Genomic DNA, 23,459 nt, shown 5'->3' with positions numbered 1-23,459 from the left:
GCCTTCGGGCAGGTATTTTTTTGCCTGCGCTGTGGGGCATCTTTCGCGCCGTGGCTGCGTTAGCGGCGCGCGCTCACCACGGTCACTTACCTTGACGAGGCTCTCAAACCGCAGGAATAAAAAACCCCTCCGAAGAGGGGTGGGAATTATTGCGGGCCGTTTTGCTGCAGCGTCAGCAGCAGGCCGTCGCGGCGCATCGTGGCGGCCTCTTCGGGCTGATGCAGTCGGTCGAGTACGTCTGCAAGCCAGGCGTAATCGAAGGCGTCCGGGCGCTGTTTGAGGGCGGCACGAAACGCGAGGCTCGCCTCTTTCCATTCGCCGTGGGACATCAGCAGCTGGCCTAAAGTGCTCCAGAGCAGCGGGCGATCGCCGTAGGTTTTGATCTGCTGGCGCAGCGCTTTTTCAAGCTGCTCCGGGTTACCGGCTTTCAGGCGCGGCATCAGTAACACCAGACGATCGTCATACTGGCGCTTCAGGCCATCGAGAATAATTCCCTGCGCGGTCTGATGATCGTCACACTCAATCAGATGCTCCGCCATCGCCACCTGCAACGCCGGTTGATGGCGCGTTTTGCGGCTCTGGTTACGCCACCAGGCTTTCAGACCGTCGCTGCCCTGATCGGCACGCGCCTGATCCATCAGCCCGATCCAGGCCTGACGCGTCAGCGCATCGCGGTGCTCGTCGTCGCCCACGCCCGCCTTCTGCATCGAAGGAATAATATCCAGCAGCGAGCTCCACGCGCCGGTGCGGATATACGCCTGTTCCGCCAGACGCAGCACTTCCGGGTGGCGCGGGGTGATTTCCAGCAGACGGTCAACGCCGTGACGCGCCGCGTGGTTTTCATTGCGCGCCAGTTGCAGACGTACGCGGGTGATCTCAACCGGGATCTGATCGTTATCCGCCAGCTCCGCCGCGCGCTCAAGATGCTGATTGGCGCGGGCTTCGTCACCGCGCTGCTGGGCGGCTTCCGCGGCCAGCAAATAGTTAACCACCGGCTGTTCCGCGTGATCGGCGTTTTTCGACATCAGCTTTTCAACCTGCTGATAGTCGCCCTCGGCAAGCTTCAGCAGCGCCAGTTTGGTTTGCTTGCGCGCGCGGCTGCGTTTGCGGCCCGCGAACCAGCCGCGGGTACGTGCGCCGGTGCGGAACAGGCGGCGCAGCAGCCACTCGATCGCAAACAGCACCACCAGCGAGAGGATCAGGATGATCGCAAGGCCGGTGACGCTGGTTTCAATATTCCAGGTATCGGTCTGGATCAGCACATAACCCTGGTGACCGGCCACCATCGGACCGACCACGATCCCGGCGATCAACAGCAGAAACAGCAATAAGACTTTCAGCATTACTGTTCTCCCTGCGTCGGTGCCGCATCTGCCGGAGCCTGGGTGCGCGGGTCGTCAACCTGCGGGACGGCAGCATCGCCCGGTACTGACGGCTGCGCCATCAGGTTACGCACGCGCGTCTGCATGAGTTTTTCCAGAATCGCCTGGCTTTGCAGGGTTTCCGGGAGATCCATGCTGATGTTCTGCTGGGCCAGGTTGTCGATAGATTCCAGAAACGCTTTGGTGCCCGCGTCACTGGTGTCGTAATACGCGCGTACCCACGTCGAGACGTTATCAAGCGACTGCTTGTAGATCTCATCCTGATGGCGCGGCACGGCCTGGGCGGCGACCAGCAAGCGCGAGCGGATATTCTCGCGCAGGTAGATATCCTGATTCGGGGCCAGCAGCGGCACGGCGGTCTCGTCGCGGCGGCGGATGGTAATAAAGCTGTCCATAAAGTTGTGCCAGCTTTTCACCAGATTCTGACGCCATTCACTCAGCGAGCTGGAAAGCTCGCTGCCGTCGCTGTCCATCGGGGCGTCGTCGCTGTCGTTGTCCGCAAGGCGCAGGTTATCGACCTGGTTGGAGAGCTGATTGAGCTTAAGAATGATGCCGTCGTAATCGACCTGCGTGACGCTCGCCAGCGCGGCGATGTCATCCGTCAGTGCGCGGCGGGCCGTAATAAGGCTTGGGTCGTTCATGTCGGCGAGGCTCGCATCGGCACTTTTTAACAGCGCGGCGGCGGTGGTGGCGTCCTGATCGCTCCAGAGCTTACGCCCGGCGAGTTTGACCAGGAAATCCGCCTGGGCGAGCTGCCAGGTTTTGGCGTCGCTGCCGGAGATGGTCGCGACTTTCTTCTGGACTTCATCCAGTTCACGCGCCATCGCTTCCTGCTGGCGGGTGGCGGCCGCCAGCGCGTCAGCCTGCGCCTTGAGGGTTTTCTCAAATTCAGCTTTCTGCGCCTGCTGCTGATTTTGCAACGAGGTTAACTGGGTGGCGAGCGTATCGCTGTTGGCGTTTTGCGTATCGGCCTGCTTTTTACTCCAGGTCCACAGGCCCGCGCCTGTCGCCAGCGCAATGGCGATGGCCACAGCGCTCAGCACCAGCGCGGTTTTGCCGGAGCGGTCTTTTTTCGCGGTCGGTTCCGGCTGTGGCGTAGTCTCCACAACCTGCGGGGTTTCTTCAACCGTAGCAGGGGTGTGTTGTTGTTCCGTCATTGTGGCTTCCCGTTTAAAAGTTATTGCAACGCGCGCAGCAGCGCGTCGTTATCGGCGTTATCAGCGACCAGAATGTTCTGCCAGCCAAGCTCCCTGGCAATCGTCGCCAGACGCTCGCTGACGACCACCAGCCGACAGCGCAGCAACCAGTTTTCGCGATACCACGGCGGCATCAGGTCATGCAGCTGGCGCAGCATTTCGCCGCTCGTCACCACCAGCGTGGTAATGCCGCGCGTATGCCAGCGGTGCGCTTCCTCGGTGCCGTCGTAAATTTTCGCGCTACGTTGATAGCATTCGCAAAACGTCACGGTTGCGCCGCGCTCCGTTAAGGTTTCCCCTAACAGTTCGCGTCCGCCGTTGCCGCGCAGGATGAGCGCGCGCTTACCGGCAACGTTTTGTAATTCAGGTAATTGTAGCAAGACTTCGCTGATTTCCCGATCGCGCGGGTAATGGACGTGCAAACCGCTGACCTGATGCAGCGCCAGCGCGGTGGTGCGCCCGATGGCGAACGCCTCGACGGCGCGAGGCCAGCGCAGCCCCAGACGCTGTAAGTGCGCGTTCGCAAAACTCACCGCGTGTTGCGATAGCGCAAAGAGGAGATCGTGCGGCGCGAGCGCGTCGAGCAGCGCGGGCAGTTGCGGCAACTCCCGGCCAGGGCAGAACTCGATCAGCGGAAAACTCCAGGCCTCCTGCCCCAGTGCGCGCAGGCGGCTCACTAATTCCTCCCCGGCGGGAGAGGGGCGGGTGACCAGAATCGTCATGCGGGGCCATCCCCCTGATAAACGTCGGCGAGGATCTCCCGCGCGCCGTGGTTTAACAGCTCTTCCGCCAGTGAGATGCCAAGCTGGCGTGCGTCCTCTGGCGCGCCGCGGCGTTCACCACGCACGATACGCGAGCCATCCGGCGCGCCGACCAGCGCGCGCAGCCACAGCTCGCCGTCTTTCAGCTCCGCATAGCTGCCGATAGGCACCTGACAGCCGCCTTCCAGACGCGTGTTCATGGCGCGTTCCGCACGCACGCGCACGGCGGTCTCTTCGTGGTTGAGCGGGGCGAGCAGTTCGCGGGTACGGGTATCGTCAAGGCGACACTCAATGCCGACCGCGCCCTGGCCTACGGCGGGCAGCGAAATTTCCGGTGCGAGCGGGCTTGTGATGCGTGCGTCGAGTTGCAAACGTTTGAGGCCCGCGACCGCCAGAATAATGGCGTCGTAGTCGCCGTTATCGAGTTTGCTCAGGCGCGTTCCGACATTCCCGCGCAGCGAACGGATGATAAGATCCGGGCGGCGCGCGGCGATCTGGCACTGACGGCGCAGGCTCGATGTCCCGACGATGCTGCCCGCAGGCATTTCATCAAGGCTTTTATACTGCCTGGACACAAAGGCGTCGCGCGGATCTTCGCGTTCACAGATGGTGACCAGCCCAAGCCCTTCCGGGAATTCGACCGGCACATCTTTCATAGAGTGCACGGCGATATCGGCGCGGCCATCCAGCATGGCGAGCTCCAGTTCTTTTACGAACAGCCCCTTGCCGCCCACTTTCGCCAGCGGCGTATCGAGGATCACATCGCCGCGCGTCACCATCGGCACCAGCTCGACGGTCAGCCCCGGATGACAGGCCTCCAGCCGCTGCTTCACATATTGTGCCTGCCAGAGCGCCAGCGGACTTTGGCGGGTGGCAATTCTTAATACATTGTCTAACATGCTTCATACCGTAAATGTCGTCTGCCGATCATCCTACCACTGTTAGCGGAAGGCTGTCAGGTCAAACGGCGGCGAGGCGCGGCGTGCAGACGCCACACAGAAAGGCGCTAAGGGCAGGGGAACGGTGCTATAATTATCTGTAGCGCATCTTTCTTTACGGTCAATCTACAAGGTGTTAGATTGATCACGTTTTGAGCCATTTGTTTGCCCGTCACACCATAATCACAAGGGCGACACAACGGTGAACACTGTTTACATTCTGTAACCATCAGGCGATACGTCTTGTACCTCTATATTGAGACACTGAAGCAGAGACTGGATGCCATCAATCAATTGCGTGTGGATCGCGCGCTTGCTGCCATGGGGCCTGCTTTCCAACAGGTCTACAGTCTGCTGCCAACATTACTGCATTATCACCATCCGCTGATGCCGGGTTACCTTGAAGGTAACGTTCCCTACGGCATTTGCCTCTACACGCCTGATGAAACCCAACGCCACTACCTGAACGAGCTGGAAACCCAGCGCGGCATGCCTGCGCAGCAAACGGTACAGGGCGAACTGCCGATTACCGGCATCTATTCGATGGGCAGCACCTCCTCTGTGGGGCAGAGCTGTTCGTCCGATCTCGACATCTGGGTCTGCCATCAGGCCTGGCTTGATAACGACGAGCGCCAGTTGCTGCAGCGTAAATGCAGCCTGCTGGAAAGCTGGGCGGCGTCGCTGGGCGTTGAGGTCAGTTTCTTCCTGATTGATGAAAACCGCTTCCGCCATAACGAAAGCGGTAGCCTCGGCGGCGAAGACTGCGGCTCGACGCAGCATATTTTGCTGCTGGACGAGTTCTACCGCACCGCCGTGCGTATGGCCGGCAAACGTATTCTCTGGAACATGGTGCCGTGCGACGAAGAAGAGCATTACGACGACTACGTGATGACGCTCTACGCGCAGGGCGTGCTGACGCCAAACGAATGGCTTGATCTGGGCGGCTTAAGCTCCCTTTCCGCCGAAGAATATTTCGGCGCGAGCCTCTGGCAGCTCTATAAAAGCATCGATTCTCCGTATAAAGCCGTGCTGAAAACGCTGCTGCTGGAAGCCTATTCCTGGGAATATCCGAACACTCGCCTGCTCGCGAAAGATATCAAACAGCGGCTACACGATGGCGAAATTGTCTCGTTCGGGCTCGATCCTTACTGCATGATGCTGGAGCGCGTCACGCACTATCTGACGGCTATCGACGACAGCGCGCGCCTCGATCTTGTGCGCCGCTGCTTCTACCTGAAAGTGTGCGAAAAACTTTCCCGCGAGCGCGCTTGTGTCGGCTGGCGTCGCGAGGTGGTAAGCCAGCTGGTGAAAGAGTGGGGCTGGGATGAAGCGCGCCTGACGATGCTTGATAATCGCGCCAACTGGAAAATCGACCAGGTGCGCGAGGCGCATAACGAGCTGCTCGACGCGATGATGCAGAGCTACCGTAACCTGATCCGCTTCGCGCGCCGCAATAACCTGAGCGTCTCCGCAAGCCCGCAGGATATCGGCGTGCTGACGCGCAAACTCTATGCCGCGTTTGAAGCGCTGCCGGGGAAAGTGACGCTGGTGAACCCGCAGATTTCGCCGGATCTCTCTGAGCCGACGCTCACTTTCATCCATGTGCCGCCGGGCCGCGCCAACCGCACCGGGTGGTATCTCTACAACCGCGCGCCGAGCATGGATTCCATCATCAGCCATCAGCCGCTGGAATATAACCGTTATCTTAATAAGCTGGTGGCCTGGGCGTGGTTTAACGGCCTGCTGACGTCGCGCACCCGCCTGTTTATTAAGGGCAACGGCATTTGTGACCTGCCGAAACTCCAGGAACTGGTGGCGGATGTGTCGCACCATTTCCCGCTGCGGTTACCGGCACCGACGCCAAAAGCGCTCTACAGCCCGTGCGAAATCCGCCATCTGGCGATCATCGTCAACCTGGAATATGACCCGACGACGGCGTTCCGCAATCAGGTGGTGCATTTCGATTTCCGTAAGCTTGATGTGTTCAGCTTCGGCGAGCAGCAGCAGTGCCTGGTCGGCAGTATCGACCTGCTGTATCGCAACTCGTGGAACGAAGTGCGTACGCTGCATTTCAACGGCGAACAGGCGATGATCGAGGCGCTGAAAACGATTCTTGGCAAAATGCATCAGGACGCCGCGCCGCCGGACAGCGTCGAAGTGTTCTGCTATAGCCAGCACCTGCGCGGGCTTATCCGCACACGCGTGCAGCAGCTGGTGTCCGAGTGTATTGAGTTTCGTCTCTCCAGCACCCGTCTGGAGCCGGGCCGCTTCAAAGCGCTGCGCGTGGCGGGCCAGACCTGGGGCCTGTTCTTCGAGCGGCTTAATGTCTCGGTACAGAAGCTGGAAAACGCCATTGAGTTTTACGGCGCGATTTCGCATAACAAACTGCACGGTCTGTCTGTTCAGGTGGAAACCGATCACGTTGAACTGCCGTCGGTGGTCGATGGCTTTGCGAGCGAAGGGATTATTCAGTTCTTCTTTGAAGAGACCAACGACGACGGCTTTAACATCTATATTCTCGATGAAAGCAACCGCGCCGAGGTGTATCACCACTGCGAAGGCAGCAAAGAGGAGCTGGTGCGTGACGTCAGCCGGTTCTACTCGTCATCGCATGACCGCTTTACCTACGGTTCAAGCTTCGTCAACTTCAACCTGCCGCAGTTCTACCAGATTGTGAAGGTCGATGGCCGCCAGCAGGTGATTCCCTTCCGCACACAGACCATCAAAGCCGTGACGCCGCTCAACGATGACGACAGCGCCACGCCGCTGTTACAGCAATATCAGTCCTGATTAACGAAAGCTGACCGCCTCGCCCGCCTGCTGCGTGGCGGCCGTTTCCAGCAGATCCCAGAAGCGTTCACCGCTGCGATCGCAAATCCATTCGTCGTTTTTATAATCGAAGTGATAACCGCCCTGTTTGGTCGCCAGCCACACCTGATGCAGCGGCTCCTGACGGTTGATAATGATTTTGCTGCCGTTTTCAAACGAGAGCGTCAGCACGCCACCGTTGATTTCGCAGTCGATATCGCTGTCGCCATCCCACGCGTCGAGACGCTCTTCAATGGTCATCCACAGGCCGTCGGCCAGGCGGTGAAATTCACTGTCGTTCATGTTGGTTTCCTGTTGTACGCGATGGCGGCAGTATAAAAGCAATAGCCGGGAATAGAAACCGGCGGGCGGAACGGCTTTTGTGTCATCCGGCGTTACGCAAACTCTTGCTTTTGCATCTTCACCTGCGATGATAGAAAACAGATGAATGAACAACAGGCACCGATAAATGAAAACGATTTTTCGCTCTCTGGCAGTGATGCTGACCCTGTTTAGCCTCACTGGTTGCGGTCTGAAAGGCCCGCTTTACTTCCCGCCAGCAGACAGCAAAGCCCAGCCGCAGAAAGCGCCGGAACAGCAAACCGAGACGACCATCCCGGATACCAACAACCGTGGCGATACCGATGGCCCGACGCAGGTCAGCAGGCAGTAACCGACTCGTAACCGCGCAAACGGAGTACAACAATGCAGTTCTCTAAAATGCATGGCCTGGGTAACGACTTTATGGTCGTGGACGCGGTGACGCAAAACGTCTTCTTTTCGCCTGACATGATCCGCCGCCTGGCGGACAGGCATCAGGGCGTGGGGTTCGATCAACTGCTGGTGGTCGAACCGCCCTACGATCCCGATCTCGATTTTCACTACCGCATTTTTAACGCCGACGGCAGCGAAGTGGCGCAGTGCGGCAACGGCGCGCGCTGTTTCGCCCGTTTCGTGCGCCTCAAAGGGCTGACCAACAAGCGGGAAATCCGCGTCAGCACCGCGAATGGCCGCATGGTGTTAACGGTCAATGAAGACGAGCTGGTGCGTGTGAACATGGGCGAGCCGGTTTTCGAGCCGTCGCTGGTGCCGTTTCGCGCCAACAAAGCTGAGAAGACCTACATCATGCGCGCTGCCGAGCAAACGGTGCTGTGCGGCGTGGTGTCGATGGGCAACCCGCACTGCGTGATTCAGGTGGATGACGTCGCCACCGCGCCGGTGGAGACGCTCGGGCCGCTAATGGAAAGCCATGAACGCTTTCCGGAGCGCGCCAACATCGGTTTTATGCAGGTGATGAATACGGAACACATCCGGCTGCGCGTGTTTGAGCGCGGCGCGGGCGAAACGCAGGCCTGTGGCAGCGGCGCGTGCGGCGCGGTCGCGGTCGGCATTCAGCAGGGGCTGCTGGCCGCGCAGGTGCGCGTCGACTTGCCTGGTGGTCGTCTCGACATCGCCTGGAAAGGGCCTGGCAATCCGCTCTTTATGACTGGCCCCGCCACCCACGTTTATGATGGATTTATTCACTTATGAGTAAGGCTGGAGAACAGCAGGAGACGCTGGCAACGCTTGATGACGACGCGGTGCTCGACTATCTGCTGCGCCATCCCGATTTTTTTATCCGCAACGCCGCGATGGTGGAGCAGATCCGCGTGCCGCACCCGGTGCGCGGAACGGTTTCGCTGGTGGAGTGGCACATGACGCGCGCGCGTAACCACATCAACGAACTGGAAGAAAACATGACGTTGCTGATGGAACAGGCGAGCGCCAACGAAGGATTGTTTTATCGCCTGTTGAAATTGCAGGGGCGGCTCGCCTGCGCTGGCAGTCTTCAGGAGATGCTGGAGCGCCTTAACCGCTGGGCGCGCGATATGGGGCTTGCGGGCGCGAGCATTCGCCTGTTCCCGGAGCGCTGGCGGCTTGGCGCGCCCTCCGGCTTTACGCATCTGGCGCTCTCGCGTCAGGCGTTCGAACCGGTACGCATTCAGCGCCTTGGCCAGCAGATGCACTACCTGGGGCCGCTGAACGGCCCGGAACTGCTGGTGGTATTGCCGGACGCGAAAGCCGTCGGATCGGTGGCGATGTCGCTGCTTGGCGAACATGGCGAGCTTGGCGTGCTGATTTTCAGCAGCCGCGACCCGCAGCACTATCAGCAAGGTCAGGGCACGCAACTGCTGCATGAGCTGTCGCTGATGCTGCCGGAGCTTCTTGCACGCTGGATAGAACGCCTATGACCGACTCACCGCTGCACCCGCCCATTACGCGCTTTCTGCGTTATCTGAAAGTGGAGCGCCAGTTAAGCCCGGTGACGCTGCTCAATTATGAGCGACAGCTGGCGGCGATTGTCGCTCTGGCGGGCGAGGCGGGGCTTAAAAGCTGGGCGCAGTGCGACGCCGCGATGGTTCGATCGCTTGCGGTACGCAGCCGTCGCGCCGGGCTGGGGCCGTCGAGCCTGGCGCTGCGTCTTTCCGCGCTGCGAAGCTTTTTCGACTGGCAGGTAAGCCAGGGCGAGCTCAAAGCGAACCCGGCGAAAGGCGTCAGCACGCCGAAAACGCCGCGCCATCTGCCGAAAAACATCGACGTGGATGACGTCAACCGGCTGCTGGATATCGATCTTAACGATCCGCTGGCCGTACGCGATCGCGCCATGCTTGAAATCATGTACGGCGCCGGGCTGCGACTGTCCGAGCTGGTCAATATCGACTGTAATCATCTCGATCTCGCCAGCGGTGAAGTCTGGGTGATGGGAAAAGGCAGCAAAGAGCGCCGCCTGCCGATAGGCCGCAGCGCGGTCGCCTGGATTGAACACTGGCTGAACCTGCGCGAGCTGTTTGGCCCCGACGACGACGCGCTGTTTTTATCTAAGCAAGGTAAGCGCATCTCGGCGCGTAACGTGCAAAAACGTTTTGCGGAGTGGGGCATCAAACAGGGGCTGAACAGCCATGTTCATCCGCATAAGCTGCGCCACTCTTTCGCGACACATATGCTGGAATCCAGCGGCGATCTGCGCGCGGTTCAGGAGCTGCTGGGCCATGCCAATCTCTCGACCACCCAGATCTATACGCATCTCGATTTCCAGCATCTGGCTTCGGTCTACGACGCGGCGCACCCACGCGCCAGACGAGGAAAACCGTAATGTACTTCTACCGTCCGCTGGGCGCGATTGCCGCCCTGACGTTCGATCTTGACGATACGCTCTACGATAACCGCCCGGTTATCGCCCGCACCGAGCAAGAGACGCTGGCGTTTATGCAGCGCTATCACCCGCGGCTCAGCGCGTTCACCGCCGCGGATTTGCACCGCGCCCGAACGGCGCTGCGCCAGCAGGAGCCGGAGATTTATCACGATGTGACCGAATGGCGGCGGCGCGCCATTGAACACGTGATGCTGGAGGCCGGGCTTTCTGCCCATGAGGCGTCTGAAGGCGCGAACGAGGCGATGCTGAACTTCGCCCGCTGGCGCAGCCGCATCGAGGTGCCTGAGGAAAATCTTGAGGCGTTGCAGCAGCTCGCGAAAAAGTGGCCGCTGGTGGCCATCACCAACGGTAACGCCGAGCCGGAACAGTTCGGCTTAGGCGGTCTGTTTCAGTTTGTGCTGCGCGCCGGGCCGCACGGCCGCGCCAAGCCGTACAGCGATATGTATCATCTCGCCGCGCAGAAGCTTGGCGTCGCGCCCGAGGCTATTCTGCACGTGGGCGATGACCTGACTACCGACGTGGCGGGCGCTATCCGCTCCGGCGTGCAGGCGTGCTGGATAAACCTGCTTGACGGCGACCTGATGCAGATAGATGACAGCCGCCTGTTACCGCATCTGGAGATTTCGCGGTTGGCATCCCTGACCTCGCTGATATAATCATCACCACTCTGTATATAATTCCAGGTTTTTCGGCAGGCGGCATGTGTATCGCTGCCTGATATCCCGTCAGCCTGGTTAGCGAGACGCCTGCGGGCGTTTTGTGTTTTTTCTGTTTTTAACGCGGCGGTGCCAATCAATGGACGTTTCTTACCTGCTCGACAGCCTTAACGATAAACAGCGCGAAGCCGTAGCCGCGCCGCGCAGCAATATGCTGGTGCTGGCGGGCGCGGGCAGCGGAAAGACGCGCGTGCTGGTGCATCGTATCGCCTGGCTGATGATGGTAGAAAACTGTTCGCCGTACTCCATCATGGCGGTGACCTTTACCAACAAAGCGGCGGCGGAGATGCGCCACCGCATCGGCCAGCTGATGGGCACCAGCCAGGGCGGCATGTGGGTCGGCACGTTCCACGGTCTCGCCCACCGCCTGCTGCGCGCGCACCATATGGACGCCAACCTGCCGCAGGATTTCCAGATCCTCGACAGCGAAGATCAGCTGCGCCTGCTCAAGCGTCTCATCAAGGCGATGAACCTCGACGAGAAGCAGTGGCCGCCGCGCCAGGCGATGTGGTACATCAACGGCAAAAAAGATGACGGCCTGCGCCCGCACCATATTCAGAGCTACGGCAACCCGGTAGAGCAGACCTGGCAGAAGGTGTATCAGGCGTATCAGGAAGCCTGCGACCGCGCGGGGCTGGTGGATTTCGCCGAGCTGCTGCTGCGCGCCCACGAGCTGTGGCTCAATAAACCGCATATTCTCAATCACTACCGCGAGCGCTTCACCAATATTCTGGTGGATGAGTTCCAGGACACCAACGGCATTCAGTACGCCTGGATCCGCCTGCTGGCGGGCGACACCGGCAAAGTGATGATCGTGGGTGATGATGACCAGTCGATTTACGGCTGGCGCGGCGCGCAGGTGGAGAATATTCAGCGCTTCCTGAATGACTTTCCGGGCGCGCAGACTATTCGCCTCGAACAAAACTACCGCTCCACCAACAATATTCTTAACGCCGCGAACGCCCTGATCGCCAATAACGCCGGGCGTCTTGGTAAAGAGCTGTGGACCGACGGCAGCGACGGCGAGCCTATCTCTCTCTACTGCGCGTTCAACGAGCTGGATGAAGCGCGCTTTGTGGTCAACCGCATCAAGGTATGGCAGGAGAACGGCGGCGCGTTGCAGGATTGCGCCATCCTCTATCGCAGTAACGCCCAGTCGCGCGTGCTGGAAGAGGCGCTGTTACAGGCGAGCATGCCGTATCGCATTTACGGCGGTATGCGATTCTTCGAACGCCAGGAGATCAAAGACGCGCTCTCTTACCTGCGTCTTATCGCCAACCGTAACGACGACGCGGCCTTTGAGCGCGTGGTGAACACGCCGACGCGCGGCATCGGCGACCGCACGCTGGATGTCGTGCGCCAGACCGCGCGAGACCGCCAACTGACGCTCTGGCAGGCGTGCCGCCAGCTGTTGCAGGAGAAAGCCCTGGCCGGCCGCGCCGCCAGCGCTTTGCAGCGTTTCCTTGAGCTTATCGAAGCGCTGGCGCATGAAACCATCGATATGCCGCTGCACGTGCAGACTGACCGGGTAATTAAAGATTCCGGCCTGTGGCTGATGTATGAGCAGGAAAAAGGCGAAAAGGGCCAGGCGCGTATCGAAAACTTAGAAGAACTGGTCACGGCGACGCGCCAGTTCAGCTACAACGAAGAAGACGAAGATCTGATGCCGCTGCAGGCGTTTTTGTCCCACGCGGCGCTGGAAGCGGGCGAAGGGCAGGCCGACGCCTGGCAGGACGCGGTGCAACTGATGACGCTGCACTCCGCCAAAGGGCTGGAATTCCCGCAGGTGTTTATCGTCGGGATGGAAGAGGGGATGTTCCCAAGCCAGATGTCGCTTGATGAAGGCGGGCGTCTGGAAGAGGAGCGACGCCTGGCCTATGTGGGCGTTACCCGCGCCATGCAGAAGCTGACGCTCACGTATGCGGAAACCCGTCGGCTGTACGGCAAAGAGGCGTATCACCGTCCGTCGCGGTTTATCGCTGAGTTGCCGGAAGGCTGTGTGGAAGAGGTGCGCCTGCGCGCGAGCGTGAGCCGTCCGGTCAGCCATAAGCAGCTGGGCGCGCCGATAGCGCAGAACGACTCCGGTTATAAGCTTGGCCAGCGCGTGCGCCACCCGAAATTCGGTGAAGGCACCATCGTGAATCTCGAAGGCAGCGGCGAACACAGCCGGTTGCAGGTGGCGTTCAACGGTCAGGGCATTAAATGGCTGGTGGCCGCTTACGCGCGCCTCGAAACCGTCTGACGTCTTTCTGTGCAGGGCACTCAGGCCGCTGGCGCGTCGCGTCGGCGGCTTTTTTATTTCTTCATCGCGCGCTGGATTTTCTGTCATCTGGCGCGGCGATAATCGCCCGGGAATGGCAGAAAGCGGAGCGCGAAAACGGTCCGGCAAAAGGCGCTCTCAGGCACTATAATTCTTGTCAATCATTGAGGTGTTTTATCTTAAGTGTACGTGTTGACGCCTAATTTTTGGTGGCGTAACATGCGCCCACGATTACGCTAAGAGGACATTCGCCTTGGACACACCCAGTAGATGCTGGCTCAAAAACCTGTCAAACAGGAACAACTCCTAAGGCTATCCTCTTACGCTGATGGCCTTAGTGGTTGTCAGCGACCGTTTTCTCTCCCGTCGCGCTGAGTCAGGCTGTTTAATGGTCTGAAACCCAATCTGTTTCTGTGTGCCCAACCGAACTGTCCAGAATTTGTTTTTTTGGGAGTCCCGGTCATGCTGAGCGCATTTCAACTGGAAAACAACAAACTGTCCCGCCTCGAAGTTGACGAGGCCGTTTCGCTGAAAGATTCCATCTGGGTTGACCTGGTGGAGCCGGAAGAGAGCGAACGACAGCGCGTGCAAACGGAACTTGGCCAAAGCCTGGCGACACGCCCGGAACTGGAGGATATCGAAGCCTCCGCCCGCTTCTTCGAAGATGAAGACGGGCTGCATATTCACTCGTTTTTCTTTTATGAAGACGCGGAAGATCACGGCGGCAACTCCACCGTGGCGTTCACCATTCGTAACGGGCGGCTGTTTACGCTGCGCGAACGCGAGCTGCCGGCGTTTCGGTTGTACCGCATGCGCGCGCGCAGCCAGTCGATGATGGACGGCAACGCCTACGAACTGCTGCTCGATCTCTTTGAAACGAAAATCGAACAGCTGGCGGACGAGATAGAAAACATCTACAGCGATCTCGAAAACCTGAGCCGCGTCATTATGGAAGGGCATCAGGGCGATGAATATGACGAGGCGCTCTCGACGCTGGCTGAGCTGGAGGATACCGGCTGGAAAGTGCGCCTGTGCCTTATGGATACCCAGCGCGCGCTGAACTTCCTGGTGCGCAAGGCGCGTCTGCCGGGCGGTCAGCTGGAGCAGGCGCGTGAGATCCTGCGCGATATCGAATCCCTGCTGCCGCATAACGAATCGCTGTTCCAGAAGGTGAACTTCCTGATGCAGGCGGCGATGGGCTTTATCAACATCGAGCAGAACCGCATTATCAAAATCTTCTCGGTGGTGTCCGTGGTCTTCCTGCCGCCGACGCTGGTGGCCTCCAGCTACGGGATGAACTTCGAGTTTATGCCCGAACTGCACTGGAGCTACGGCTACCCCGGCGCGATTGTCGCGATGCTGCTGGCGGGGCTGGCGCCTTATCTCTACTTCAAGCGTAAGAACTGGTTATAAAAACAAAAAAGCCTCTTCCATGAAGAGGCTTTTTTTACAGGGCAAGGCGCAGAACCTTACAGGCTCCAGTCGTGCTTGCCTTTGACCTTGAGATCGTAATACCAGACGTTGGTGCGACAGGCGAAATAGAACGGGACGATATATATCAGCGACCTCATATTCAGCAGGTCGCTGATAATTGCAACGACAAAGATGGCCAGCACGCAAATAATACTTTTCTTCCACAGCCCCAGAATGGCCAGATAGATGAAGCTGAAAAAATAGGTGATGAAATTAAGGGATACTGTCAGACGTTCCTTAATGCTCATTTTTTTCAGCGCGTCACGCCACGCGGGCGTTGGAACCAGCACGGCCGGATAACCGTGATCTTCAATGAACTTAAAGCGAAATTTCCACTTGTCGCTTAATTTCGGATCGGCCATGTAGTCGTAATTCTTTTTGTCGTTTTCCATATTGGACATCAGTAAGGCTCCTTTACGCCTGAAATAGTCGTTGATTCGGGCGACGATGCCGCCCGATATTATGCGGTCTTTGTCACTGTTTGATGCGACGGGGCGGCCAGTAAGAGCAGCGTCATTATTACCTGAAAACCCCAGCCGAATTTCATGAACGGCATGCTGTCCGCGCCGAAATCACGCAGCCAGGCCAGCCCAAACCCAATGAGAAACATGGCCAGCGAAAGCAGAAGGTAACGCCGCGCTTTCAGACCGGCGTCACGGGCACGCAGCGCACCGGCGCGGTAATAGAGCAAGAGAGCCATTAAAAAGAGAGCCAGCGCCACATCGTCAGGCGTAATCGCAAGTAGCAGGCCCAGACCGAACAGCAAACCGAACAGCCATCCCAGATAAGGCAGACGGCGCAGGGTGGCCGTGCGCGGCGGGAAAAAGAAAGCAAACAGGGCTGACATGAAAATACCTTTTGCGCCTCTGTTATCACGAAACAGCAGATGGCGTAATGCATAAAGGCCGGATTATAGGTAAGGGGCATCGGGTTGCAAGGCGCGCGTCCCGGCTAATATCAGTAGGTGAGAAACAGGATTATTTGGTGTAAGGAAAGAAAAGAGGGCGTCAGTAACGCCCTGTTATAAAAGTCTTTCTTAATGCTGGCGTAAACGCCGTTGGGTATAAAGCGCGTCCATAATAAATATCGCCAGCGCCAGCCAGATAAACCCGAAGGTGACCATTTTATCCGGCCCCGGCACTTCGCCGTAAAAAACGACCGCCAGCAGGAACATCAGCGTCGGGCCGATATACTGGAAAAATCCAAGCGTGGAGAGGCGCAGGCGCGTCGCCGCCGCGGTAAAGCAGAGCAGCGGAATGGTCGTCACCACACCCGCTGCCATCAGCAGCAGATTCAGCGACCACGGATTGCTGCCCATATGGCTGGTCGGGCTGTCGGCGATGCCGAACAGATAAATCGCCGCAACCGGCAGCAGCCAGAGGGTTTCCATCAGCATGCCGGTCTGGGCGTCGACCATGATCTTTTTACGCACCAGCCCATAGAATGCGAAGCTAAACGCGAGGCCCAGCGCGATAACCGGCAGCGAGCCGAACGTCCAGAGTTGTACCAGTACGCCGCAGGCTGCCAGCAGCACCGCCAGCCACTGCATCCGGCGAAAACGCTCGCCGAGGAAAATCATTCCCAAAAGCACGTTGACCAGCGGATTAATGAAATAACCGAGGCTCGCTTCCAGCAGGTGATGATTATTCACCGCCCAGATAAACAGCAGCCAGTTGCCGCCCACCAGCACGGCGCTGAGCGCCAGACTAAAAACTTTTTTCGGCGTGGCGAACAGCCGCTTCACCGATCCCCACTGGCGGCTCAGGCTGATGAGCGCCAGCATAAAAAAGAAGGACCAGATAACGCGGTGCGTCAGAATTTCATCGGCCGGAACCGCCTGAATCAGTTTGAAATACGCGGGGGCAATGCCCCAGATAAAATAAGCGGCAAGCGCAAAGAACACGCCCTGACGCGTCTGCTTAGCATCCATGTGAAACTCGTGGTATGAGAAAAGTGTGAGCAGTTTATCAGTATTGCGCGACTTACCCTACCATGTAGGTGGCCGTGGCGCTGGCGATATAAACCTGCTCTTCGTTATGTAATTCGACGCGCGCCACCGCCACTTTATTGCCCGCGCGCAGCAGCGTGCTGGAGGCGGTAAAGCGCTGGCCGCGGCCGGGCCGCAGATAGTCGACGCGCATATCAATCGTGCCCATCCGGGAGAGCCGCTGGCGCAATTCTTCTTCGCTGATACTGTCATGACGCGTCAGCGTGCTGCCGACACACACCAGGCCCGCCGCCACGTCGAGCGCCGACGCAATCGCCCCGCCGTGCAGAATGCTTTGCGCCCAGTTGCCCACCAGCATCGGCTGATTATTAAAGGCGAGCTGAGCATATTCTTTTTCGTAACGTTCCAGTTCCAGCCCCAGGGCACGGTTAAACGGCATGTGATAAACAAAGATTTCGCCGACCAGTTGCAGAGCCGCTTCCGGGGTCAGCAGAGTTGCGGACATGATGGTTTCCTCGTCCAAAAAGAGTGGGCACATAAGGTTAAATGAATGTTGATTTTATGCTTCCCATTTGTTGCTTTCCAGTTTAAGAAAGCAGGACTAAGCAGACGCGAAATAAATATGTAGAATGTCTGCCGGATAATAATTCACCATCGAAATATTCGTTCAGGAGAACACTGCCAAATGCGCACGTTTCTGGGTTGGTTTATGGCGGCAACGTTGCTGCCATGCACAGCATTAGCACAGGAAGCGACGATTAAAGAGGTGCATGATGCGCCTGCCGTTCGCGGCAGCATCATCGCCAACCTGCTTCAGGATCACGATAACCCGTTTACGCTTTACCCGTACGAGAGCAACTACCTGCTCTACACCGTGACCGACGATCTCAATAAAGAAGCCATTAAGTCTTACGACTGGGCGGATGACGCGCGTAAAGACGAAGTGAAATTCCAGCTGAGCCTCGCGTTTCCGTTCTGGCGTGGGATCATGGGCCCGAACTCGGTACTGGGCGGCTCCTATACGCAGAAATCCTGGTGGCAGCTCTCTAACAGCGGCCAGTCGTCGCCGTTTCGCGAGACCAACTATGAGCCGCAGCTGTTCCTGGGCTTTGCGACCGACTACGAGCTGGCGGGCTGGACGCTGCGCGATGTGGAATTTGGCTATAACCACCAGTCGAATGGCCGCTCGGACCCAACCTCCCGCAGCTGGAACCGTCTCTATACGCGCCTGATGGCGCAGAATGGCGACTGGCTGGTGGAAGTGAAGCCGTGGTATGTGGTGGGCAATACCGACGACAATCCGGACATCACCAAATATATGGGCTACTACCAGCTTAAGGTGGGCTATCAGTGGGGTGAGGCAATCTGGAGCGTGAAGGGCCAGTATAACTGGAACACCGGTTACGGCGGCGCGGAGCTTGGCCTGAGCTACCCGATTACGAAACACGTGCGCCTCTACACCCAGCTCTACAGCGGCTACGGCGAATCGTTAATTGATTACAACTTTAACCAGACGCGCTTTGGCTTTGGGGTTATGCTTAACGATCTCTTCTGAGGCATTGCAGTTTCCGACGCAGGCGCTGAAAATAGCGCCTGTTTTATTTTCAGTATCTGGAGTGAGTGTGGCGCAGGCGGAAGTTTACAGTCAGGAAACGCTGGCTAAGCAGGTTTTACAGGAAACCTTTGGCTATCAGCAGTTCCGTCCAGGCCAGGCCACCATTATCGACGCGGTGCTTGAAGGGCGCGACTGCCTGGTGGTGATGCCCACCGGCGGCGGCAAATCGCTGTGTTATCAAATCCCGGCGCTGGTGAAAACCGGCCTGACCATCGTGGTTTCTCCACTGATTTCTCTGATGAAAGACCAGGTCGATCAGCTTCTGGCGAACGGCGTGGCCGCGGCGTGCCTCAATTCGACGCAGAGCCGCGAGGAGCAGCAGGCGGTGCTGGCGGGCTGTCGTACCGGCCAGGTGCGCCTGCTCTACATCGCGCCGGAAAGACTGATGATGGATAACTTCATCGACACGCTGGGTTACTGGGATCTGGCGATGGTGGCGGTGGATGAGGCGCACTGTATCTCCCAGTGGGGCCACGATTTCCGCCCGGAATACGCGGCGCTCGGCCAGCTGCGCGCGCGTTTCCCGGCGGTGCCGTTTATGGCGCTCACCGCCACGGCGGATGACACGACGCGGCGCGATATCGTGCGTCTTCTGGGCCTTGACGATCCGCTGATTGAAATCAGCAGTTTCGACCGCCCGAACATCCGCTACATGCTGATGGAAAAATTCAAACCGCTCGATCAGCTGATGCGCTATGTGCAGGAGCAGCGCGGCAAATCCGGCATTATCTACTGCAACAGCCGCGCGAAAGTGGAAGACACCGCCGCGCGTCTGCAAAGCCGCGGTATCAGCGCCGCCGCCTATCACGCGGGCCTTGAGCATGAGGTGCGCGCGTCGGTGCAGGAGAAATTCCAGCGCGACGATTTACAGATTGTGGTGGCGACCGTGGCGTTCGGTATGGGCATCAACAAACCCAACGTGCGCTTTGTCGTGCACTTCGATATTCCCCGCAATATTGAATCCTACTATCAGGAGACGGGTCGCGCCGGGCGCGACGGCCTGCCTGCCGAAGCGATGCTGTTTTACGATCCGGCGGATATGGCGTGGCTGCGCCGCTGTCTGGAAGAAAAAGCGCCCGGCCCGCTGCAGGATATCGAACGTCACAAGCTGAACGCGATGGGCGCGTTCGCCGAGGCGCAAACCTGCCGCCGTCTGGTGCTGCTGAACTATTTCGGCGAAGGGCGTCAGGCACCGTGCGGCAACTGCGATATCTGCCTCGATCCGCCGCGCCGCTACGATGGCCTGGTGGACGCGCAAAAAGCGCTGTCGGCTATCGCGCGCGTGGAGCAGCGCTTCGGGATGGGCTATGTGGTGGAAGTGCTGCGCGGCGCGAACAACCAGCGCATCCGCGAACTGGGCCACGACAAGCTCAAGGTGTACGGCATCGGGCGCGATCAGAGCCAGGAGCACTGGGTCAGCGTTATCCGCCAGCTTATTCATCTGGGCGTGGTGACGCAGAACATCGCACAGCATTCGGCATTGCAGCTGACCGAAGCGGCGCGCCCGTTCCTGCGTGGCGAAGCGCCGCTGATGCTGGCGGTGCCGCGCGTCGCGGCGCTCAAACCGCGCGTGGCGCAAAAATCGTACGGCGGCAATTACGACCGCAAGCTGTTCGCGAAACTGCGCAAACTGCGCAAAGCCATCGCTGATGAAGAAAACATCCCGCCATATGTCGTCTTTAACGACGCGACGCTGATTGAAATGGCCGAGCAGATGCCGCTCAGCCCCGGCGAAATGCTTGGCATTAACGGCGTCGGCACCCGTAAACTGGAGCGCTTCGGCAGGCCGTTTATGACGCTCATCCGCGAGCACGTCGACGGCGACGACGAAGAGTAGTCAGCCCCGCCCAAACATGCCAGGATGAATGTTCTCTGATTCTGACCTGGCAAACCTCTATGTTAACGCTGTTCTTTACCGTCGCGATGGTACATCTGGTGGCGCTGGCAAGCCCCGGCCCCGACTTCTTTTTTGTCTCGCAAACGGCGGCCAGCCGCTCGCGCAAAGAGGCGCTGATGGGCGTGCTGGGCATTACCGCAGGCGTCATGGTGTGGTCCGGCGTGGCGCTGCTCGGCCTGCACCTGATCCTCGAAAAAATGGCCTGGCTGCATAACATTATTGTGGTGGGCGGCGGGCTTTATCTGTGCTGGATGGGGTATCAGATGCTGCGCGGCGCGCTGAAGAAAAGTGCGCCGACGGGCGAGACGCCGCAAGTTGAGCTGGCGGCGCGCGGGCGCAGTTTTCTGAAAGGAATGTTGACCAACCTGGCGAACCCGAAAGCGGTTATCTACTTCGGCAGCGTTTTTTCACTGTTTGTCAGCGACAGCGTCGGCACCAGCGCGCGTTGGGGCATTTTCGTGCTGATAGCGCTGGAGACTTTCGCGTGGTTTGCGCTGGTGGCGAGCGTCTTTGCGCTGCCGAAAATGCGCCAGGGTTATCAGCGTCTGGCGAAGTGGATCGACGGCACCGCCGGCGCGCTGTTCACCGGCTTCGGCATTCATCTCATTATCTCTCGCTAATCAGGCGCGGCGCGCGGTGGCAAGCAGCGCGCCAATCAGCATAAACAGCGAACCAAAGATTTTATTTAAGGCCTTCATCTGATGCGGGCCTTTGATCCAGCCGCGAATCCTTGTTGCAAGCGTCGCGTAGCCAATCATCACGATGATATCCACCACGATAGTCGTTACCCCGAGCACCACATACTGCATCGCCTGCGGCTGATGCGGCACGATAAACTGCGGAAAGAGCGCGGCGAGAAACACGATGCTTTTCGGGTTGGTGAGATTCACAAACACCGCGCGTTTAAACAGTCTGCTGCGCGGCTGGCTCTGCGCGAGCGCGTTGAGATCGATGGCGCCCGCCGCGCGCCACTGCTGAATGCCAAGCCAGATAAGGTACGCGGCACCCGCCCATTTCAGGATTTCAAAAGCCATCAGGGAGCGGGAGAAGAGCGCGCCTAAACCAATACCAACCAGCACGATATGCAGCGCAAGACCGGCCTGTAGCCCGGCGATGGACGCCGCTGCGCCGCGATAGCCGTGGCTGATGGCGGTGCTCATCGTGTTGATGGCGCCAGAACCCGGCGAGAGGCTGAGAATAAGGGTCGTCAGAAGGTAGGTACACCACCACTCGAAGGTCATGCGAAGCTCCCTGATTGCGCACTTTTATGCCACAATACGCTATTGTTGAGGTATGTGCTACGAATCACAAAAAAGCCCGGACAGGCGTGGATGCGGAGCAATAAGGACCATGACCAGACACAGGAACAGTTGGTTTTCACGGGAAGCCGGATTCGCGGCGTTCACCATGGGTGCGCTGACAGATTTCTGGCAACAGCGCGAAGAAGATGAGTTTTTGGGCGTGGATGATATTCCGGTGCGCTTTGTGCGTTTTCGTGCGGAAAACCACGATCGCGTTATCGTCGTCTGCCCCGGCCGCATCGAAACCTACGTTAAGTATGCGGAACTGGCATACGATCTGTTCCACTGCGGGTTTGATGTGCTGATTATCGACCACCGCGGGCAGGGGCGCTCCGGGCGGTTGCTGGAAGATACCCACCGCGGCCACGTGGTGAATTTCAGCGATTATGTCGATGATTTCGAACGTTTCTGGCAGCAGGAGGTGGCGACCGGCCCGTGGCGGAAACGCTATCTGCTGGCGCATTCGATGGGGGGCGCGATTGGCACGCTGTTTCTGCTGCGTAACCCAAAAGCGTTTGATGCCGTGGCGCTCTGCGCGCCGATGTTCGGCATTATTATCCGCCTCCCGGACTGGATGCTGCGCTCGATCCTCGACTGGGCGGAAGAGTATCCGTCGCTGCGCGATGGTTACGCTATCGGCACCGGGCGCTGGCGACCGCTGCCCTTTAGTCTCAACATGCTGACGCACAGCCACGAGCGCTACCGGCGCAATTTGCGTTTTTACGCCGATGAACCGCAGCTGCGCGTCGGCGGGCCTACGTATCACTGGGTGCGGGAAGGCATCCAGGCAGGAGAACAGGTGCTGGCGGGGGCCACCGACAGCACCACGCCGCTATTGTTACTCCAGGCAGAGCTGGAACGTGTGGTGGATAACCGCTCGCACGACCGCTTCTGTGAACTTCGCGCCGCGGCGGGCCACCCGTGTTGGGGGGGTAAACCCTACGTCATCAAAGGTGCGTACCATGAGATCCTGTTTGAGCAGGACGCTATGCGCGCCGAAGCGCTGAATGCCATTGTCGATTTTTTCGACGAGCATAACTGATTACTCGCGACCGGAGCGTTCGGTCGCTCCACCAGAGGTTGTTTTTATTATGTATCAGGTCGTTGCGTCTGATTTAGACGGCACACTCTTAGCCCCTGACCATGCACTGACGCCGTTTGCCAAACAAACGCTCAAATTACTGACTGCCCGCGGCGTGAACTTTGTCTTCGCCACCGGCCGCCACCATATCGACGTCGGCCAGATCCGTGACGGCCTTGAGATCAAGGCTTATATGATCACCTCCAACGGCGCGCGGGTGCACGACACCGACGGCAATCTGGTGTTTACCCATAACCTTGATACCGACATCGCCGCCGATCTGTTCGGCGTGGTGCGCGATAACCCCGATATCATCACTAACGTCTATCGCGACGACGAATGGTTTATGAGCCGCGAGCGCCCGGACGAGTTGAAATATTTTAAAGAAGCGGTTTTTAAATATTCGCTCTTTGAACCGGCGCTGCTGGAGCCGCAGGGCGTCAGCAAAGTCTTCTTCACCTGCGACGTTCACGAAAAGCTGCTGCCGCTGGAGCAGGCCATCAACGCCCGCTGGGGCGATCGTGTTAACGTGAGCTTTTCGACTCTCACCTGCCTTGAAGTGATGGCGGGCGGCGTCTCCAAAGGCCACGCGCTGGAGGCGGTTGCCAAAGCGATGGGCTTTGGGCTGGAGTCCTGCATCGCGTTTGGCGACGGGATGAACGACGCGGAGATGCTCTCCATGGCGGGCAAAGGCTGCATCATGGGCAATGCCCACCAGCGCCTGAAAGATCTGCTGCCGGAGCTGGAAGTCATCGGCACTAACGCTGAAGATGCCGTTCCACACTACCTGCGTAAACTGTTTCTGGATTAACCATCCGGGTGACAAGTGGTTTATCGATAACCACTTGTCAACCAAATAGTGCAACTTTTCGCCAGCGCCTTCGCTACAA

At 58.7% G+C, this 23,459-nt stretch carries 24 protein-coding genes; 14 read left to right on the top strand and 10 right to left on the bottom strand.

The features are described from left to right. Positions 1 to 146: 146 nt before the first annotated feature. Genes hemY through hemC form a run of 4 tightly spaced genes read right to left on the bottom strand, consistent with a single transcriptional unit; the run spans position 147 to position 4,238 of the window. Complete coding sequence (hemY, locus tag CSK29544_RS03535) at positions 147 to 1,343, bottom strand: protoheme IX biogenesis protein HemY (RefSeq protein WP_007891369.1); 1,197 nt, start codon at positions 1,341 to 1,343, stop codon at positions 147 to 149. Further along, on the bottom strand, positions 1,343 to 2,539 hold the full coding sequence (gene hemX / locus CSK29544_RS03530) for a uroporphyrinogen-III C-methyltransferase (RefSeq protein ID WP_014729815.1): 1,197 nt from the start codon (positions 2,537 to 2,539) through the stop codon (positions 1,343 to 1,345). Before hemX ends, hemY begins: the two co-directional genes overlap by 1 nt. A 20-nt stretch (positions 2,540 to 2,559) precedes the next feature. Next, on the bottom strand, positions 2,560 to 3,300 hold the full coding sequence (gene hemD, locus CSK29544_RS03525) for a uroporphyrinogen-III synthase (RefSeq protein WP_007872582.1): 741 nt from the start codon (positions 3,298 to 3,300) through the stop codon (positions 2,560 to 2,562). Beyond that, positions 3,297 to 4,238, bottom strand: a complete 942-nt coding sequence (gene hemC, locus CSK29544_RS03520) for a hydroxymethylbilane synthase (protein ID WP_007872586.1) — start codon at positions 4,236 to 4,238, stop codon at positions 3,297 to 3,299. The genes hemD and hemC overlap by 4 nt, the downstream gene beginning before the upstream one ends. A gap of 282 nt (positions 4,239 to 4,520) precedes the next feature. Here hemC and cyaA point away from each other — a divergent pair, with 282 nt between their 5' ends. Continuing rightward, positions 4,521 to 7,067 (top strand): class I adenylate cyclase, encoded by a 2,547-nt coding sequence (cyaA, locus tag CSK29544_RS03515; RefSeq protein ID WP_004388425.1) that lies wholly within the window; start codon positions 4,521 to 4,523, stop codon positions 7,065 to 7,067. Here cyaA and cyaY read toward each other — a convergent pair whose 3' ends face one another. Beyond that, the gene (cyaY, locus tag CSK29544_RS03510) at positions 7,068 to 7,388 is read right to left on the bottom strand and encodes an iron donor protein CyaY (protein ID WP_007704482.1); all 321 of its coding nucleotides are present in this window, start codon (positions 7,386 to 7,388) and stop codon (positions 7,068 to 7,070) included. Between the two features lie 166 nt (positions 7,389 to 7,554). Here cyaY and lptM point away from each other — a divergent pair, with 166 nt between their 5' ends. The 8 genes from lptM (at position 7,555) to corA (ending at position 14,667) form a co-directional block, all read left to right on the top strand. Next, a complete protein-coding gene (gene lptM / locus CSK29544_RS03505; protein WP_004388423.1) occupies positions 7,555 to 7,758 on the top strand; it encodes an LPS translocon maturation chaperone LptM in 204 nt (67 codons plus the stop codon). A 32-nt stretch (positions 7,759 to 7,790) separates the two neighbouring features. Then, positions 7,791 to 8,615 (top strand): diaminopimelate epimerase, encoded by an 825-nt coding sequence (gene dapF / locus CSK29544_RS03500; protein WP_007891375.1) that lies wholly within the window; start codon positions 7,791 to 7,793, stop codon positions 8,613 to 8,615. Then, the gene (locus CSK29544_RS03495; protein ID WP_007891376.1) at positions 8,612 to 9,316 is read left to right on the top strand and encodes a DUF484 domain-containing protein; all 705 of its coding nucleotides are present in this window, start codon (positions 8,612 to 8,614) and stop codon (positions 9,314 to 9,316) included. The genes dapF and CSK29544_RS03495 overlap by 4 nt, the downstream gene beginning before the upstream one ends. Next, complete coding sequence (xerC, locus tag CSK29544_RS03490; protein ID WP_007891378.1) at positions 9,313 to 10,218, top strand: tyrosine recombinase XerC; 906 nt, start codon at positions 9,313 to 9,315, stop codon at positions 10,216 to 10,218. Before CSK29544_RS03495 ends, xerC begins: the two co-directional genes overlap by 4 nt. Further along, complete coding sequence (gene yigB / locus CSK29544_RS03485; protein WP_004388418.1) at positions 10,218 to 10,934, top strand: 5-amino-6-(5-phospho-D-ribitylamino)uracil phosphatase YigB; 717 nt, start codon at positions 10,218 to 10,220, stop codon at positions 10,932 to 10,934. The genes xerC and yigB overlap by 1 nt, the downstream gene beginning before the upstream one ends. 139 nt (positions 10,935 to 11,073) lie before the next feature. Then, entirely contained in the window at positions 11,074 to 13,236 is a 2,163-nt protein-coding gene (gene uvrD, locus CSK29544_RS03480; protein ID WP_004388416.1) for a DNA helicase II, read from the top strand. 271 nt (positions 13,237 to 13,507) lie between these two features. Continuing rightward, a complete protein-coding gene (gene ysgD / locus CSK29544_RS25145; RefSeq protein ID WP_350338730.1) occupies positions 13,508 to 13,564 on the top strand; it encodes a YsgD/CorL family protein in 57 nt (18 codons plus the stop codon). A 152-nt stretch (positions 13,565 to 13,716) separates the two neighbouring features. Next, positions 13,717 to 14,667: a magnesium/cobalt transporter CorA gene (gene corA, locus CSK29544_RS03475; RefSeq protein WP_004388415.1), complete on the top strand. Its 951-nt coding sequence runs from the start codon at positions 13,717 to 13,719 to the stop codon at positions 14,665 to 14,667. Between the two features lie 56 nt (positions 14,668 to 14,723). Here the strand turns inward: corA and CSK29544_RS03470 are convergent, their stop codons facing one another. From CSK29544_RS03470 to yigI, 4 genes are all read right to left on the bottom strand, one after another. Further along, on the bottom strand, positions 14,724 to 15,128 hold the full coding sequence (locus CSK29544_RS03470) for a DUF2628 domain-containing protein (protein WP_004388413.1): 405 nt from the start codon (positions 15,126 to 15,128) through the stop codon (positions 14,724 to 14,726). 59 nt (positions 15,129 to 15,187) lie between these two features. Then, positions 15,188 to 15,574 carry a hypothetical protein gene (locus tag CSK29544_RS03465; protein WP_007891388.1) on the bottom strand — a complete coding sequence of 129 codons (387 nt, stop codon included), beginning with the start codon at positions 15,572 to 15,574 and terminating at the stop codon, positions 15,188 to 15,190. 189 nt (positions 15,575 to 15,763) lie between these two features. Continuing rightward, entirely contained in the window at positions 15,764 to 16,657 is an 894-nt protein-coding gene (rarD, locus tag CSK29544_RS03460) for an EamA family transporter RarD (protein ID WP_007853847.1), read from the bottom strand. Positions 16,658 to 16,709: 52 nt separating this feature from the next. Continuing rightward, positions 16,710 to 17,180, bottom strand: a complete 471-nt coding sequence (yigI, locus tag CSK29544_RS03455) for an acyl-CoA thioesterase YigI (RefSeq protein WP_004388411.1) — start codon at positions 17,178 to 17,180, stop codon at positions 16,710 to 16,712. 180 nt (positions 17,181 to 17,360) lie between these two features. Between yigI and pldA the strand changes: the two genes are divergently transcribed. The 3 genes from pldA to rhtC all read left to right on the top strand — a co-directional run bounded on the left by pldA (position 17,361) and on the right by rhtC (position 20,807). Next, positions 17,361 to 18,230: a phospholipase A gene (gene pldA / locus CSK29544_RS03450; protein ID WP_004388410.1), complete on the top strand. Its 870-nt coding sequence runs from the start codon at positions 17,361 to 17,363 to the stop codon at positions 18,228 to 18,230. 67 nt (positions 18,231 to 18,297) lie between these two features. Beyond that, complete coding sequence (gene recQ / locus CSK29544_RS03445) at positions 18,298 to 20,127, top strand: ATP-dependent DNA helicase RecQ (protein ID WP_007872621.1); 1,830 nt, start codon at positions 18,298 to 18,300, stop codon at positions 20,125 to 20,127. Between the two features lie 59 nt (positions 20,128 to 20,186). After that, positions 20,187 to 20,807, top strand: coding sequence for a threonine export protein RhtC (gene rhtC / locus CSK29544_RS03440; RefSeq protein WP_012126036.1), 621 nt, complete (start codon positions 20,187 to 20,189; stop codon positions 20,805 to 20,807). Here the strand turns inward: rhtC and rhtB are convergent, their stop codons facing one another. Then, complete coding sequence (gene rhtB / locus CSK29544_RS03435; protein WP_007891395.1) at positions 20,808 to 21,428, bottom strand: homoserine/homoserine lactone efflux protein; 621 nt, start codon at positions 21,426 to 21,428, stop codon at positions 20,808 to 20,810. It abuts the gene before it with no gap. Between the two features lie 109 nt (positions 21,429 to 21,537). Between rhtB and pldB the strand changes: the two genes are divergently transcribed. Continuing rightward, positions 21,538 to 22,530 (top strand): lysophospholipase L2, encoded by a 993-nt coding sequence (gene pldB / locus CSK29544_RS03430; RefSeq protein ID WP_004388406.1) that lies wholly within the window; start codon positions 21,538 to 21,540, stop codon positions 22,528 to 22,530. A 49-nt stretch (positions 22,531 to 22,579) separates the two neighbouring features. Beyond that, the gene (gene yigL / locus CSK29544_RS03425) at positions 22,580 to 23,380 is read left to right on the top strand and encodes a sugar/pyridoxal phosphate phosphatase YigL (protein WP_004388405.1); all 801 of its coding nucleotides are present in this window, start codon (positions 22,580 to 22,582) and stop codon (positions 23,378 to 23,380) included. Positions 23,381 to 23,459: the final 79 nt, after the last annotated feature.

Source organism: Cronobacter sakazakii, from assembly GCF_000982825.1.
GTDB lineage: Bacteria > Pseudomonadota > Gammaproteobacteria > Enterobacterales > Enterobacteriaceae > Cronobacter > Cronobacter sakazakii.
This window is presented reverse-complemented; position numbering and strand designations above follow the sequence as displayed.